The following is a 14,270-nucleotide window of genomic DNA, read 5'->3' as shown; positions in this document are numbered from 1 at the left end:
CCCGGGCCTACGGGGCCGGACGTCCTACGGTCCGACCGGCAGGCCCGCCGTCCCGGCCGCCGTGCGCAGTACCTCCCGCAGCATCTGCGGGGTGAGGCGGCCGGTGAAGGTGTTGCGCTGGCTGACGTGGAAGCAGCCGAAGAGCTCGAGCCCGTCCAGCGTCACCCGCGCCCCGTGCCGGAATCCGGGTCGGGGGCTCGGCACCCGCCAGCCCGCCTCGGCGAGTGCGGGAAGCGAGGCCTGCCAGCCGAACCCGCCGAGGACGACCACCGCCCGCAGTGTCGGCCGCAGCAGCCTCAACTCCCGCACGAGCCAGGGTCGACAGGTGTCCCGCTCGGCGGGGGCGGGTCTGTTGGCGGGCGGGGCGCAGTGGACCGGTGAGGTGACCCGGACACCGTGCAGCTCGAGCCCGTCGTCCCTGCTCACCGAGGTCGGCCGGGAGGCCAGGCCCACGTCGTGGAGGGCCCGGTAGAGCACGTCGCCCGAACGGTCGCCGGTGAACATGCGGCCGGTGCGGTTGCCGCCGTGCGCGGCGGGCGCCAGTCCGACGACCAGCAGACGCGCGTCCGCCGGCCCGAACCCGGGAACGGGCCGCCCCCAGTACGTGTGGTCCGCGAACGCGGCCCGTTTCGTACGGGCCACCTCCTCCCGCCAGGCGACCAGCCGGGGGCAGGCCCGGCAGCGGGAGATCTGCCGGTCCAGGGCGGGCAGACTCCGCGGGCCGGGCCGGTCGGCCCAGCCGCCGGGGCTGCTGGAGTCCATCGCTCCACTCTAGGTGAGCGGGGCAGACCGCTCCGGCGCGACGGGGTGGGCCGGTTAGGGTCGGGAGCATGGTTGCTGAAGGTGCGGATCGCACCCGGACGGATCGGAAGGCCGGCAGCCCGCGGGCGGCCCGGGGGGCGAAGCCCGGGGCCCCGGAGGCGGAAGGTGCTGCGGCGGGCCGGGCCGGGGAAACGGCGGCCGCGGAGCCGGGGACCGCCGCTGCCGTGGCGGCCGCGGCGGCGGCCGGGCCCGGGAGCGGCGAGTCCGTGCGGGTGGACAGCTGGATCTGGTCCGTGCGGCTGGTCAAGACGCGCTCCGTGGGCGCCACCGCCTGCCGGGGCGGGCATGTGCGGGTGAACGGCGAGCGGGTGAAGCCCGCGCACTCGGTGCGCGTGGGCGACGAGGTGCGGCTGCGGCACGAGGGTCGGGAGCGGGTCGTCGTCGTCACACGTCTGATCCGCAAGCGGGTGGGCGCCCCGGTGGCGACCCAGTGCTACATCGACAACAGCCCTCCGCCCCCGCCCCGTGAGGCCGTCGCTCCCGCGGGTGTCCGGGACCGCGGCGCGGGCCGTCCCACCAAGCGCGACCGCCGCGAGATGGAACGCCTGCGAGGGCTGGGCCTGCCGGACGGGCCCGGCGGCCCCGGTGCCTCAGCCCGCCCCGGCACCGCGGAACCACCGGACGGGCTCGGCGGGCCGCCCCGGCCGGGCAGATCCGACGGGTCGGGCCGCTCTCCTCACCCGGGCGGGTCGGGCCGGGGCGGAGGCCGGTACTGAGTGGACGACGGGTGGTTCGTTGCGGCTGCGGTGGGCTCCCCGGCCCAGCGGCAGGGGGCCGGGATCACCGTCCGACGGGCACTGCCCGGACCCAGATCCGGTCCTGGGTGAGATACCGGTCCGCCCGTAGCCCCGCCTCCGTCAGTGCCAGCTCGAACTGCTCCTTCGTCAGTGGCCGGGCACGGAACGTCTGGGTCCAGGTCTGGTCCGGGAACTCGTACTCCGCGTGGACCGCGTGCACGCCGTCGCCGATCGGATCCGATGCGGTGATCCGCACGGTGAAGCCGCACGGGTCGCGGCGCTCGCGCGGTATTCGGGTGTGGTACTCCTCGCCCTCCCTCTGGATCAGGACGCGGCCGCCGTCCGCCACGTGCCGCACGCAGGTGCGGAGCAGGCCTCGCCGCACCTCGACGTCCGCGGTGTGGACGAGGAAGGAGGCCAGCAGCACCACGTCGAAGGTCTCCCCCAGGTCGAGATCCTCGATGGGACTGCGTATCGTGCGCGCCCCGCGAACGCGTTCCAGCATGTCGGCGGACTCGTCGACCGCGGTCACCGCGAAGCCTCGCTGCACCAGTGGGTGGGTCATACGCCCCACGCCGCTGCCCAGTTCCAGAAGAGTCGCGCCCGCCGGTGCCGCCGCGCGGACGATGTCCGGCTCCTCCCCCACCGGCAGCCGGGCGTACAGTTCGACCGCGCATCCGTCGGGGGTGATCGCCCCCGGTCCCGTCCCCTTGTGTCCCGCTCGCGTCCTCAGCTCCATACCCGTCGAACGGGCGACCGGGAGAGCGTCGTTCCCCGCCTGCCGGCGTTCACTCGTTCGAGCGACGGGTTCCGCCGCGTGCGTTTCGCGCTGCTCGTTCCGCGCCGTTCGTTCCGCCTGGTCCGTCCGCCGGGTTCGCGCGCGGAACCCGGTGTGTCGGGGGGCGCCGCGAGGAGTAGCGTGCAGGGAGGAGCAGTGGTCGCGATGCGTACGGGCAGTGAGCCGACGACGGCGCGCAGCGCGCTCAGGATGCGTTTCTGGCTGAGCGTGTGGGGCCTGGCCTGGACGGCCTTCGGCACGGTGGTTTTCGCACTGGTGGGCCGCGCCGGCTGGGCGGCGGTGTGCGGGGTGCTGTGCCTGGTGGCCGCAGTGGACCTGGTGGTGATCCGATGGCGGATCCGGCAGGGCGCGCACTTCCAGCCGGGTCGGGCGATCCCCCCGTACCGGCTGCCGGAGCAGCCGGCTCCGCCGCGCCGGCGGCCGTATCCGCCTCCCCGCGGGCGCCGCACGCCCCCGGGTCCCCGCGCCCCGTAGACCCGTCCGGTCCCTCCGAGCGCAGGTCGGCCCGGCAGGACCGGACGGCGGGGCCGCCCCGTCGGCACCGGCCTCAGGCCAGCCGGGCGGAGGCGCGGTCAGTTCTCGAAACGGGCCGCCTTCAGGTAGCGCGGGTTCGGGTCGAGCGCGGCCGCGAGGCGGAAGTGGCGCCTGGCCTGGTCGTCGCGGCCCTGCCGTTCGTAGGTGCGGGCAAGGGCGAAGTGCGCGAAGGCGTTGTCCGGTTCGCGCTCCAGGACGATGGTGAATTCGAGTTCGGCGGGACGCAGTTGCGCTGCGGCGAAGAAGGCACGCGCCCGCAGCAGGCGGGCGGCGGTGTTCTCCGGGTGTGCCCCGATCACCGAGTCGAGCAGCTTCACCGCACCCCGCGGGTCCCGCGCGGCGAGCAGTTGCTCGGCGGCGCGGAAGTCGATGACATGAGTCTCCGGAGTGCTCCCCCCGGTCGAACCGCTGATTTCGGACACGGAAGAGTCCTTCCCTCGCTCGAGACGTTCAACGCCCTTTCCGCGTGGCCCTATTCCTGGCGGTCCGGTTCCTGGCGGTCCGGTTCCTGGCCGTCCGGCCGCTGCCGCCGGGCGCGGCGCGACAGGTCGGCCCAGACCTCCCGCACGCGCTGCCGGAGTTCCTCCAGCGGGACGTCGTTGTCGATCACGATGTCCGCGATGTCCCGGCGCTCCTCACGGGTCGCCTGCGCCGCCATCCGGGCGCGGGCGTCGTCCTCGGCCATGCCCCGCAACCGCACCAGCCGGTCCAGCCGGGTCCCCGGGCTCGCATCGACGACGACCACCACGTCGTACAGCGGTGCGAGCCCGTTCTCGGTGAGGAGGGGGACGTCGTGGACGACGACTGCGTCCTCGGCGGCTTCCTTCTCCAGCTCGCGGGAACGGGCGCCCACCAGCGGGTGCACGATCGCGTTCAGGGCGGCGAGCCGGTCGGGGTCGGCGAAGACGAGCGAGCCAAGTCGCGGGCGGTCCAGGCTGCCGTCCGGGGACAGCACCTCCTCGCCGAAGGCCTCCACGACGGCCGCGAGGCCGGGCGTGCCCGGCTCGACGACCTCGCGGGCGATGCGGTCCGCGTCGATCAGTACCGCCCCGCTCTCGACGAGCAGCCGCGACACCTCGCTCTTGCCGGCTCCGATGCCGCCGGTGAGGCCCACTTTCAGCATGGCGGAAGCCTAGGGGGTGCCCGGTGCGGGTCGGGCGGCCGCCGTCAGTTGTCGCCCTCCCGCTCGGCCAGGAACCGCTCGAACTCGCGCCCGATCTCGTCGGCGGACGGGATCTCGGCCGGCTCGGCGAGCATGTTGCCGCGGCTCTCGGAGCCGGCGGCGGCGTCGTACTGGTGCTCCAGCCCCTGGATCAGGGCCGTGAGTTCCTCGTCGCCCTCCCTGATCTGCCGGTCGATCTCGGTCTGCGTGCGGTGCGCCTCGGTGCGCAGGGAGTGCGCGACGGCCGGCAGGACCAGGCCCGTGGCGCCCGTGACGGCCTCCAGGACGGTCAGCGCGGCGTCCGGGTAGCCGGACCGGGCGATGTAGTGGGGGACGTGCGCGGCGACCCCGAGGACATCGTGCCCGGCCTCCATCAGGCGGTACTCGACGAGCGCTTCGGCGCTGCCGGGGACCTGGGCCTCCTCGAAGGGGCTGCGGTGGCCGGGGACCAGTTCGGTGCGGTTGCCGTGCGGGGTGAGGCCGACCGGGCGGGTGTGCGGGACGCCCATCGGGATGCCGTGGAAGTTCACCGAAAGGCGGACGCCGAGCCGCTCCACGATCTGCCGCACCGCCGCGGCGAACCGCTCCCACTCGATGTCGGGTTCGGGGCCGGACAGCAGCAGGAAGGGCGCTCCGGTGGCGTCCTGGACGATCCGCACCGTGATGTCCGGTTCCTCGTACCCGGTCCAGCGGTCGCGGCGGAAGGTGAGCAGCGGCCGGCGGGCCCGGTAGTCGACCAGCCGGTCGTGGTCGAAACGGGCCACGACCTGGTGGGGCAACGCGTCGAGGAGCCCGTCGACGATCTGGTCGCCGGTCTCGCCCGCGTCGATGTATCCGTCGAAGTGGTAGAGCATGACAAGTCCGGCCGAGTCCTGCGCGAGCGCCATGTCGACGACGGCCAGGCCCTTCGGCTCCCATGCGTACAAACCCTGCGGATCAAGCACTTGGACCGCTCCTCCTCGTGTTCGTACTCCCCAACGCCCTGCGGAGCGCGATCATTCCCGTCCGGGCCCGTGAACGCGAGGGTCCGGAGGGAACCGGAGGTGCGGCACTGCCCGGACAGGCCGAGGGCCCGCACCCTGGGGGTGCGGGCCCTCGGCCGTGAGCCGGTGCTCAGTGTGCGATCAGCTCTGGCCGCCGGCCAGCTTCTCGCGGAGCGCGGCCAGCGCCTCGTCCGAGGCCAGGGCGCCGGAGTTGTCGCCGCCCTCGGAGGAGTACGAACCACCGCCGGTCGCGGCCGGAGCAGCGGGCTCGTTGCCCTCGGCAGCGGCCTGGGCGTCCGCCTCGCGGGACTTGATGACCTGCGCCTGGTGCTGCTCGAAGCGGGTCTCCGCCTCGGCGTACTGACGCTCCCACTCCTCGCGCTGCTTGTCGAAGCCCTCGCGCCAGTCGTTGGTCTCGGGGTCGAAGCCCTCGGGGTAGATGTAGTTGCCCTGGTCGTCGTAGGACGCGGCCATGCCGTACAGGGTCGGGTCGAACTCGACGGCCGCCGGGTCGGCGCCGAAGGCCTCGTTGGCCTGCTTCAGCGAGAGGCTGATGCGACGGCGCTCGAGGTCGATGTCGATGACCTTGACGAAGATCTCGTCGTTGACCTGGACGACCTGCTCCGGGATCTCCACGTGGCGCTCGGCCAGCTCGGAGATGTGGACCAGGCCCTCGATGCCCTCGTCGACGCGGACGAACGCACCGAACGGCACCAGCTTCGTGACCTTGCCGGGCACGACCTGGCCGATCTGGTGGGTGCGGGCGAACTGCTGCCACGGGTCTTCCTGGGTCGCCTTCAGCGACAGGGAGACACGCTCGCGGTCCATGTCGACGTCGAGGACCTCGACGGTGACCTCCTGGCCGACCTCGACGACCTCGGAGGGGTGGTCGATGTGCTTCCAGGACAGCTCCGAGACGTGGACCAGACCGTCGACGCCACCCAGGTCCACGAAGGCACCGAAGTTGACGATCGAGGAGACCACACCGGAACGGACCTGACCCTTCTGCAGGGTCGTGAGGAACGTCTGGCGGACCTCGGACTGGGTCTGCTCGAGCCAGGCGCGGCGGGACAGGACCACGTTGTTGCGGTTCTTGTCCAGCTCGATGATCTTGGCCTCGAGCTCCTTGCCGACGTACGGCTGAAGGTCGCGCACCCGGCGCATCTCGACCAGGGAGGCCGGGAGGAAGCCGCGGAGGCCGATGTCGAGGATGAGGCCACCCTTGACGACCTCGATGACGGTACCGGTGACGATGCCGTCCTCTTCCTTGATCTTCTCGATGGTGCCCCAGGCGCGCTCGTACTGGGCGCGCTTCTTCGAGAGGATCAGGCGGCCTTCCTTGTCCTCCTTCTGGAGGACCAGGGCCTCGATCTCGTCGCCGACGGCGACGACCTCGTTCGGGTCGACGTCGTGCTTGATCGAGAGCTCGCGGCTCGGGATGACACCTTCGGTCTTGTAACCGATGTCGAGCAGGACCTCGTCCCGGTCGACCTTCACGATGACGCCGTCGACGATGTCGCCGTCGTTGAAGTACTTGATCGTCTCGTCGATCGCGGCGAGGAATGCTTCCTCGTTACCGATGTCGTTGACCGCTACCTGCGGGGTGGTGGCGGTGGTCTCGGTGCTGCTCGTCATGTGGGAAAGGGCTCCGGTACGGACATTGAAGTCGTAGGTACTGCTACGCCGGAGCCCGTTTCGCTCTGCAGAAGCCGGACAGCCTAGGAAGCGTCATTTCCGGACAACGAATACCGGATGACGCCTCGACAACCGAGGGGACATACAACAGATGCGAGCGCGACCTGCTACGTCTGAGGTGCGCAGGCCCGCAGCGCAACTTGTAGCATACGGGGGCAGCCGGGCAGGGTCAATGCGCGAAGCCGCACACCCGGGGCGGATCGCCACATTTCCGGCACAGAACCAGTCGTCCGAGGCCACGCAGGCCGCGAAGCGCCCTCCCGGAAGCCCCGGAAGAGGTTGGACGGAAGAGTACGACGAGGGAGCCCGTCATCCAAGAGTCCGCAGCCGCCGAACCCGCATCGACCCGGCCGCCGGCGCCGTCCGCGCCCCGGCCCGAACCGGAGGCCGCCCGGCGGGACGCCGGCGCCGCGGAGAGCGTCCGGGCCAACCGGGGCTGGTGGGACCGCAACGCCGACGAGTACCAGGTCGAGCACGGCACGTTCCTCGGGGACGACCGCTTCGTGTGGGGACCCGAGGGCCTGGACGAGGTGGAGGCGGAACTGCTCGGCCCACCGGAGCGACTGGCCGGCCGGGACGTGCTGGAGGTCGGCGCGGGCGCGGCGCAGTGCGCGCGCTGGCTCGCCGCCCAGGGTGCCCGGCCGGTCGCCCTGGATCTCTCCCACCGGCAGTTGCAGCACGCGCTGCGCATCGGCGGACCGCTGCCGCTGGTGTGCGCCGACGCCGGTGCACTGCCGTTCGCGGACGGCTCGTTCGACCTGGCCTGCTCGGCGTACGGGGCGCTGCCGTTCGTCGCCGACCCGCGGCGGGTGCTGCGGGAGGTGCGCCGGGTGGTGCGGCCGGGCGGCCGGTTCGTCTTCTCCGTGACGCACCCGCTGCGCTGGGCCTTCCCGGACGAGCCGGGCCCGGAGGGGCTGACCGTGTCCGCCTCCTACTTCGACCGCACGCCCTACGTGGAGCAGGACGACCGCGGCCGCGCGGTCTACGTCGAGCACCACCGCACGCTCGGCGACCGCGTCCGCGACGTGGTCGCCTCGGGGTGGCGGCTGGTGGACCTGGTCGAACCGGAGTGGCCGGAGTGGAACACCTCCGAATGGGGCGGCTGGTCGCCGCTGCGGGGCAGCCTGATCCCGGGAACGGCGATCTTCGTGTGCGAGCGGGACTGAGCGGGCCCGCGCCGGCGCTTCCGCCCGGCGTACGACACTAGGGGCGTGATCCGCCGAGACGCCATGGACGCCCTTCCCGTACGCACGGCCCTGCCCGAGCTCGCCGCCGCCCTGGACGGGCCCGGGACGGCCGTCCTCGTCGCCCCGCCCGGCACCGGCAAGACCACGCTGGTGCCGCTGTCGCTGGCGGGACTCGCGGACGGAGGTCCGGCGCGGCGGGTGGTGGTGGCCGAACCTCGGCGGATCGCCGCCCGGGCGGCGGCCCGGCGGATGGCCTGGCTGCTGGGCGAGGAGCCCGGCGAGAGCGTCGGGCACACGGTGCGCGGCGAGCGCGTGGTCGGGCGGCGCACGCGGGTGGAGGTGGTCACCACCGGCGTGCTGCTGCAGCGCCTGCAACGCGACCAGGAGCTCGCGGGCGTCGACACGGTGGTGCTCGACGAGTGCCACGAGCGGCATCTGGACGCGGACACCGCGGCGGCGTTCCTGTGGGACGTGCGCGAGACGCTCCGACCGGACCTGCGGCTGGTCGCGGCGTCGGCGACGACGGACGCCGCGGGCTGGTCGCGGCTGCTGGGCGGGGCGCCCGTCGTCGCGGCGGCGGGCGCGTCGCATCCGGTGGAGGTGGTGTGGGCACCGCCCGCCGGGCCGGTGCGGCCCGCGCACGGGATGCGGGTGGATCCCGCGCTGCTGGACCACGTGGCGTCGGTGGTGCGGCGGGCCCTGACCGAGCGGTCCGGCGACGTGCTCTGCTTCCTGCCGGGCGCCGGGGAGATCGCCCGGGTGGCGGGCCTGCTGGGGCACGCCGGCGGGGTGGACGTCCTCCAGGTGCACGGGCGTGCGCCGGCCTCGGTGCAGGACGCGGTGCTGGCGCCCGGGTCGCGGCGACGCGTGGTGCTGGCGACGGCCGTGGCCGAGTCGTCGTTGACTGTTCCCGGTGTACGGGTGGTCGTCGACTGCGGTCTGGCGCGCGAGCCGCGGGTGGACCACGCGCGCGGGCTGAGCGCGCTGACCACGGTCCGCGCCTCGCAGGCGGCGGGGCGGCAGCGGGCCGGCCGGGCCGGGCGTGAGGCACCGGGGGCGGTGTACCGGTGCTGGGCCGCATCGGAGGACGCCCGGCTGCCGCGCTTCCCCTCTCCGGAGATCAAGGTGGCCGACCTGACGGCCTTCGCGCTGCAGGCCGCCTGCTGGGGCGACCCGGACGCCTCCTCACTGGCGCTGCCCGATGCGCCGCCGGGCGGGGCGATGGCGGCGGCGCGGCAGGTGCTGTCGGCGATCGGCGCCGTGGACTCGGCGGGGCGCGCCACGGAACGCGGGAAGCACCTGGCCCGGCTCGGGCTGCACCCCAGGCTGGGGCGGGCGCTGCTGGACGCGGCGCGGTCGGTCGGCAGCGGGACCGCCGCGGAGGTGGTGGCACTGCTGAGCGAGGAGGCGCCGCGGGGATACGGGGACGACCTCGCGGGCGCGCTGCGGGCGGCCCGGCGCGGCGGCGACGCCTACGCCGCTCGGTGGCGGGCGGAGGTGCGGCGGCTGCGGAACGCGGCGGGCCGGTCCTCGCCCCCGGATGCCGACGGAACGCGTACGGACCGCGCGGAGGGCGGCGGCCGAGGGGCAGCCGGCGCGGGCCGGGACAGGGCGACAGCGGTCGGGGGCGGCGGCGCCGGACCGGTGGGGCGGGAGCACGGGGAGGACAGGGCCGTGGGCCTCGTCGCCGCCCTCGCCTTCCCGGAGCGGGTCGCCAGGGCCGACGGCGGGTCGTACCTCATGGTGTCGGGGACCCGTGCCGAACTGCCCGCCGGCTCACCGTTGCGCGGCGCGCCCTGGATCGCCGTCGCCGTGGCCGACCGGCCCGTCGGCCGGGGACACGCACGCGTGCAGCTCGCGGCGCCGGTGGACGAGGACATCGCCCGGCGGGCGGCCGGAGCGTTGCGGCACGAGGTGCGCGAGGTGCACTGGGCGGACGGCGATGTGATCGCGCGGGACGTCGAACGTCTGGGGGCGGTCGAGCTGGCGGCGCGGGCCCTGCGGGACGCCGATCCAGCCTCGGTGCGGGCCGCGCTGCTCGACGGGCTGCGACAGGAGGGGCCGGCTCTGCTGCGCTGGACGGGGGAGGCGCGGGGGCTGCGGCAGCGGCTCGCCTTCCTGCACCTGCACCTCGGTGAGCCCTGGCCCGAGGTGGGAGACGAGGCGCTGCACGCGCGTGCGGCGGAGTGGCTGGAGCCTGAGCTGGGCCGGGCCCGCCGCCGGGCCGATCTGGCCCGGATCGACGCCGGGCGGGCGCTGGCCCGGCTGCTTCCCTGGGCCTCGGGCGAGGGCGCCCGGCTGGACGAGCTGGCGCCGGAGCGGGTGACCGTGCCGAGCGGGTCGCGGATCCGGGTCGACTACTCGGACCCGGAACGGCCGGTGCTCGCGGTGAAGCTGCAGGAGATGTTCGGACTGCGCGAGTCGCCCGCCGTCGCGGGGGTGCCGCTGCTGGTGCACCTGCTCTCCCCCGCCGGGCGGCCTGCCGCCGTCACGGCCGACCTGGCCTCGTTCTGGCGGGACGGCTACCGGGCGGTGCGGGCCGAACTGCGCGGCCGCTATCCGAAGCACCCGTGGCCCGAGGACCCCGGCACGGCGGAACCGACCCGGCACACCAACGCCCGGCTGCGGGGCTGAGCCGCCCCGCGGCGGGCGTGCCGCGGGCGCTCACCGGCGAAGGGGCGCCCGCGGACGGCGGGTCAAGCGCCGGTGCCGCCCGACGCCGACGGACCGGGCGCGGCGGTCGGTTCCGACGAGGTGCCGGGGGACGGAGCGGAGGACGGCGACGGGCCGCCGGACGGTTCCCGCGCCGGGTCGCCCGACGGGTCCTGGGTGGGATCGCCCGACGGGTCCTGCGTCGCGTCCTTCTGGGCCACCGTCAGCTCGACGGTGAGAGTGGCGCCGCCGGTCGTGGTGATGCGCAGCAGGAAGGTGCCGGTGCTGTCGTCCGCGTACAGCTCGGGCAGCTTCAGCAGTCCGTCCGCGTCGGTGTACAGGTCCGTCAGGGTGCGTACCGGATCGCCGTCGGCGTCCTTGAAGTAGGGACCCTTGTCGTTCTCGGTGGTGCCCTGGTCGCTCCCGGAAGGGGTCTCGGTCTTTCCTCCGGACGCGTTCCGGTCGTCGCCGCCGGCGGACGGGTCGCCGGTGGCCTCGACGAGCGTGGCGGTGGCCCGGACCCGGTCCGCGGCGTCGCCCCGGTAGGTGGCCTTCACCTCGATCCGGTCGGCGAACTCGTCGCCCGGGGTGCAGGTGAGCGGGGTGTCGGTGGTCCGGACGAGGGTGTCGGCGGCACGCTCGGTGACGGTGGCCCGGTAGTCCAGGCCGGTCAGGGACCGTCCCACGACCGTGGCGCGGATCCGGACCTCGCCGGTCGTCTCGCCCGCCCGGAGCGCGGGGGCGGTGGCGACGCCGTCGCTGCCGGTGACGACGGTGGCGACGCTCTCCCCTCCAGCGAAGACGGTGTCGGTGGAGGCGTCGGCGTCCGTGGAGGCGTCGGCGTCGGTGGAGGCGTCGGCGTCGGTGGAGGCGTCGGCGAGGATGGTGAAGCGGACGCGGACCCTGCCCACGGCCTCGCCGGCCTCGGTCTCGGCGCGGGCGCGGATCCGCTCGCCGAACGCGTCGCCGGCCATCGCCGTGAGCGTGTCGGTGCCGGCGTCCGCCAGATGGTCCACCATCTCGGCCGGCGTCGGTTTGGTCGCGGCGGGCGGCGAAGCCGGAGTGGTCGGGGTCGTCGGGGTGCTGGGGACGGCCGGGGTGCTGGGGGTCGACGGCGTGCTGGGGGCCGACGGGGTCTGCGACGCCGGCGGGGTGGTGTCCGGCGTGGCCCCGCCGGTTCCGCCGGTCGTCGGACCGGGCTCGGCGGACGGCTTCGCGGTGGAACCGGAGCCGGCGGTGCGGTCGTCGCTGCGCTTGCCGGGCAGACTGCCGGTGCCGTCCGGGATCTCGTGGGTGCCCTTGCGGTAGTAGTGCAGCCACGACAGGACGGTGTCGAGGTACGCCTGCGAGTTGTTGTAGCTGAGGACCGCGCGGTGCAGGCCGGAATCGCTGGACATGTCCCAGTCGTAGCGGCACAGGTAGTGCCCGGCGGCCAGGGCGGCGTCGTAGACGTTGTTCGGGTCCTTCACGCCGTCGCCGTTGCCGTCGCGGCCCGCCCAGGCCCAGGTGGACGGAATGAACTGCATGGGGCCCACGGCGCGGTCGACCGTGCTGTCGCCGTCGTAGGCACCGCCGTCGGTGTCCGCGATGAACGCGAAGCCGTTGCCGTTCAGCTTGGGGCCGAGGATCTTGCCGATGGTGGTGCCGTGGGCGTCGACGCGACCGCCGCGGGCCTGACCCGACTCCACCTTGCCGATGGCGGCGAGCAGTTGCCAGGGCAGGTGGCAGCCCGGTTTGCTGACGGCGAGTTCGGCTGCGGCCTTCTTGTAGGCGTCGAGGACCGTCGCGGGGATGCCGGCCTCGGCGGCGGTGGCGGTGCCCGTGGCGCTCGGCGCGGTGCTGGCGCTCGGCGCGGGTTCGGGGCTGTTGAGCGGCGGCAGGTCCGTGTAGTACGGGGAGTCGCCGGTGGCGCCGCCGCCTTCGCGGTTCTGCTCCGGTGAGGGTTGGGCGTCGGTGGCGGGCTGCCTGCCGTCGCCGTCGTTCGTCGCTCCCGGAGCCTGGGATGCGGAGAGCGCCGCGACCGCCGCCGCGGCCACGGCGGTGGTGACCGCTCCCTTCCGCAGCCGCCTGCCGAATTGCGCCGCCATAGCGTGAACCCCTCCCGTGGACGCCGAGCGTCCGTCTTCGTCTGCCCTGCCCGGCGTGCCGCGGGGCGGGCCGGCCCGTGTGGCTCGCGAGGCTCACCGCGCGCGGTGAGCCCGCTCGCCTCCGGTGTGACGATCGGCCCGCCGCAGTGGTTGCCCCGGTGGTGCGTGTGTCCGGTTTTGTGCGCGGTGCTCCGCACGGTTGCCGGGGCGGCTCTGGCACGGACGGCGCCGTCCGCCTCACGGGGTCTTCCGTGCTCCGGTACCGCGCCGAGGTGACACTACGGCAACTTCCTTTGCGCGGACACCTGTTCATGACCGATTTTCACCGGTTGGTCATGGGTCGCGGTCGAGGAACCGCGGGGTGCCCCACGGACACGGTGCTCACCGGCCGGACGGTCCGGTCGTCTCGCGTCACCCGTCGAGCCGCGCCGACATCGGGCGGACCGAGCGGCGTTCCCGGCCGCCGGAGCATGGGCCGCCGGAGCACGGCCGGCCGGGGCACGGGAAGCCGGGCACGGGGCGGGGCACGGGAAGCCGGGCACGGGGCGGGGCACGGGAAGCCGGGCACGGGGCGGGGCACGGGAAGCCGGGCACGGGGCGGGGCACGGGAAGCCGGGGCGGACGCACCGCCGAACCGGCAACTGCGGTACCGCGGTGCGTCGGTGGCCGCGCCCGCCGCCGTACCCCTTCGACGGCGTGCTTCGGAGCGGGCGCCACCTCGCGCTCGGACTCCCGCCGTGGACGGCGGAGGGCCGGGCGCGGCAGGGCGCCGCGCGGGGCGGGGAACGTCAGCCCCGCGTCCCCGGGGGGCCGTCCGCGCGTTCGCCGACGCGGGGCGCGGCCGAGGCCGCCGTCGCGACGAACACGGTGAAGGTGCGGGTACGGCGGGGTCTCGGCAGGCGGGCCAGCAGCAGGGCGAGATAGCCGAGGCCGAGGTCCGCCCAGGTGCGCCATCGGGTCCCGTCCGGCATGCGTACGGCGCTTCGGCTGCGGCGGGCCAGGCCGCGGCCGAGTCCTGCGGCCGCCCGGCGCAGGGCCTCGGTGCGACTGTGCGGGACGCGTGCGGTTGCGGCGCCCGCCGCGAACGGCGGTACGGCGCAGGGCGCCCCGGACGGGGCCGCCTCGGCGCCGGACCGGGCCGGTGCCGATGTCTGGGCCTGAGCTCGTGCCGTCCGGCCGTGGAGCGTGCGTATACCCATGCCCGCATCCTGACGGCGGGGACGGCGGGGGGCTTTCCCGCGGGGTCCAGGCGAGTGACGGTGCCCGGAGAGCGGGCCGCGGGCGAGCGGCGCTGACGTGCCGGTGGGGTCGGCGCACGTCCGGCACGCACGTCCGGCAGGTACGTCCGGCCGGTACGTCCGACGGGTACGTCCGGCGTCGAAGCTGTTGCGGTCGGTCCGGGCCCGGTACGGCACGGTCGGTGCGTGCTTCGGGCGCCCGAGGAGGTGGGTGGGGACGGGACGGTCGGGGAGGGGAGTGACCGGGGCGGCTCGGGAAGCGGCGCGGCACTCACGCACCGGCGACGGGAACAGCCGGGCCGGGGCACGGGTACGGCGTCCGGGTGTCGGGGTTGGCGGGTGCGGCCGGGCCGGTGCCGGGCGCGCACCGGGGC

Annotated in this window: 12 protein-coding genes; 4 read left to right on the top strand and 8 right to left on the bottom strand. The window is 74.7% G+C overall.

All coding sequences use genetic code 11. The annotated features are described in order from the left end of the window. Positions 1-24: 24 nt before the first annotated feature. Positions 25-762, bottom strand: a complete 738-nt coding sequence (locus tag ACL02U_RS22500) for a uracil-DNA glycosylase (RefSeq protein ID WP_412792698.1) — start codon at positions 760-762, stop codon at positions 25-27. Positions 763-830: 68 nt separating this feature from the next. Between ACL02U_RS22500 and ACL02U_RS22495 the strand changes: the two genes are divergently transcribed. After that, positions 831-1,538, top strand: coding sequence for an RNA-binding S4 domain-containing protein (locus ACL02U_RS22495; RefSeq protein ID WP_412792697.1), 708 nt, complete (start codon positions 831-833; stop codon positions 1,536-1,538). A gap of 64 nt (positions 1,539-1,602) precedes the next feature. Here ACL02U_RS22495 and ACL02U_RS22490 read toward each other — a convergent pair whose 3' ends face one another. Continuing rightward, entirely contained in the window at positions 1,603-2,298 is a 696-nt protein-coding gene (locus tag ACL02U_RS22490; protein WP_412792696.1) for a class I SAM-dependent methyltransferase, read from the bottom strand. Positions 2,299-2,502: 204 nt separating this feature from the next. Here ACL02U_RS22490 and ACL02U_RS22485 point away from each other — a divergent pair, with 204 nt between their 5' ends. Further along, positions 2,503-2,832, top strand: coding sequence for a DUF6343 family protein (locus tag ACL02U_RS22485; RefSeq protein WP_412792695.1), 330 nt, complete (start codon positions 2,503-2,505; stop codon positions 2,830-2,832). Positions 2,833-2,930: 98 nt separating this feature from the next. Here ACL02U_RS22485 and ACL02U_RS22480 read toward each other — a convergent pair whose 3' ends face one another. The 4 genes from ACL02U_RS22480 to rpsA form a co-directional block, all read right to left on the bottom strand. Further along, a complete protein-coding gene (locus ACL02U_RS22480; RefSeq protein ID WP_412792694.1) occupies positions 2,931-3,314 on the bottom strand; it encodes a tetratricopeptide repeat protein in 384 nt (127 codons plus the stop codon). 50 nt (positions 3,315-3,364) lie between these two features. Then, positions 3,365-4,015: a dephospho-CoA kinase gene (gene coaE / locus ACL02U_RS22475; protein WP_412792693.1), complete on the bottom strand. Its 651-nt coding sequence runs from the start codon at positions 4,013-4,015 to the stop codon at positions 3,365-3,367. A 44-nt stretch (positions 4,016-4,059) separates the two neighbouring features. Next, on the bottom strand, positions 4,060-4,998 hold the full coding sequence (locus ACL02U_RS22470) for a PAC2 family protein (RefSeq protein WP_412792692.1): 939 nt from the start codon (positions 4,996-4,998) through the stop codon (positions 4,060-4,062). A 180-nt stretch (positions 4,999-5,178) separates the two neighbouring features. After that, positions 5,179-6,672, bottom strand: a complete 1,494-nt coding sequence (gene rpsA, locus ACL02U_RS22465) for a 30S ribosomal protein S1 (RefSeq protein ID WP_412792691.1) — start codon at positions 6,670-6,672, stop codon at positions 5,179-5,181. 371 nt (positions 6,673-7,043) lie between these two features. Between rpsA and ACL02U_RS22460 the strand changes: the two genes are divergently transcribed. Next, the gene (locus tag ACL02U_RS22460) at positions 7,044-7,898 is read left to right on the top strand and encodes a class I SAM-dependent methyltransferase (protein ID WP_412792737.1); all 855 of its coding nucleotides are present in this window, start codon (positions 7,044-7,046) and stop codon (positions 7,896-7,898) included. A gap of 45 nt (positions 7,899-7,943) precedes the next feature. Then, positions 7,944-10,553 (top strand): ATP-dependent helicase HrpB, encoded by a 2,610-nt coding sequence (gene hrpB, locus ACL02U_RS22455; protein WP_412792690.1) that lies wholly within the window; start codon positions 7,944-7,946, stop codon positions 10,551-10,553. A 62-nt stretch (positions 10,554-10,615) separates the two neighbouring features. Here hrpB and ACL02U_RS22450 read toward each other — a convergent pair whose 3' ends face one another. Continuing rightward, the gene (locus ACL02U_RS22450) at positions 10,616-12,658 is read right to left on the bottom strand and encodes a lytic transglycosylase domain-containing protein (protein WP_412792689.1); all 2,043 of its coding nucleotides are present in this window, start codon (positions 12,656-12,658) and stop codon (positions 10,616-10,618) included. Between the two features lie 788 nt (positions 12,659-13,446). Next, positions 13,447-13,857 (bottom strand): hypothetical protein, encoded by a 411-nt coding sequence (locus tag ACL02U_RS22445; protein ID WP_412792688.1) that lies wholly within the window; start codon positions 13,855-13,857, stop codon positions 13,447-13,449. Between the last annotated feature and the right edge of the window lie 413 nt (positions 13,858-14,270).

This window comes from Streptomyces sp. MS06, assembly GCF_047200655.1.
Taxonomy (GTDB): Bacteria; Actinomycetota; Actinomycetes; order Streptomycetales; family Streptomycetaceae; genus Streptomyces.
The sequence above is the reverse complement of the archived record's forward strand: the minus strand, read 5'-3'. Positions and strand labels throughout refer to the sequence as shown.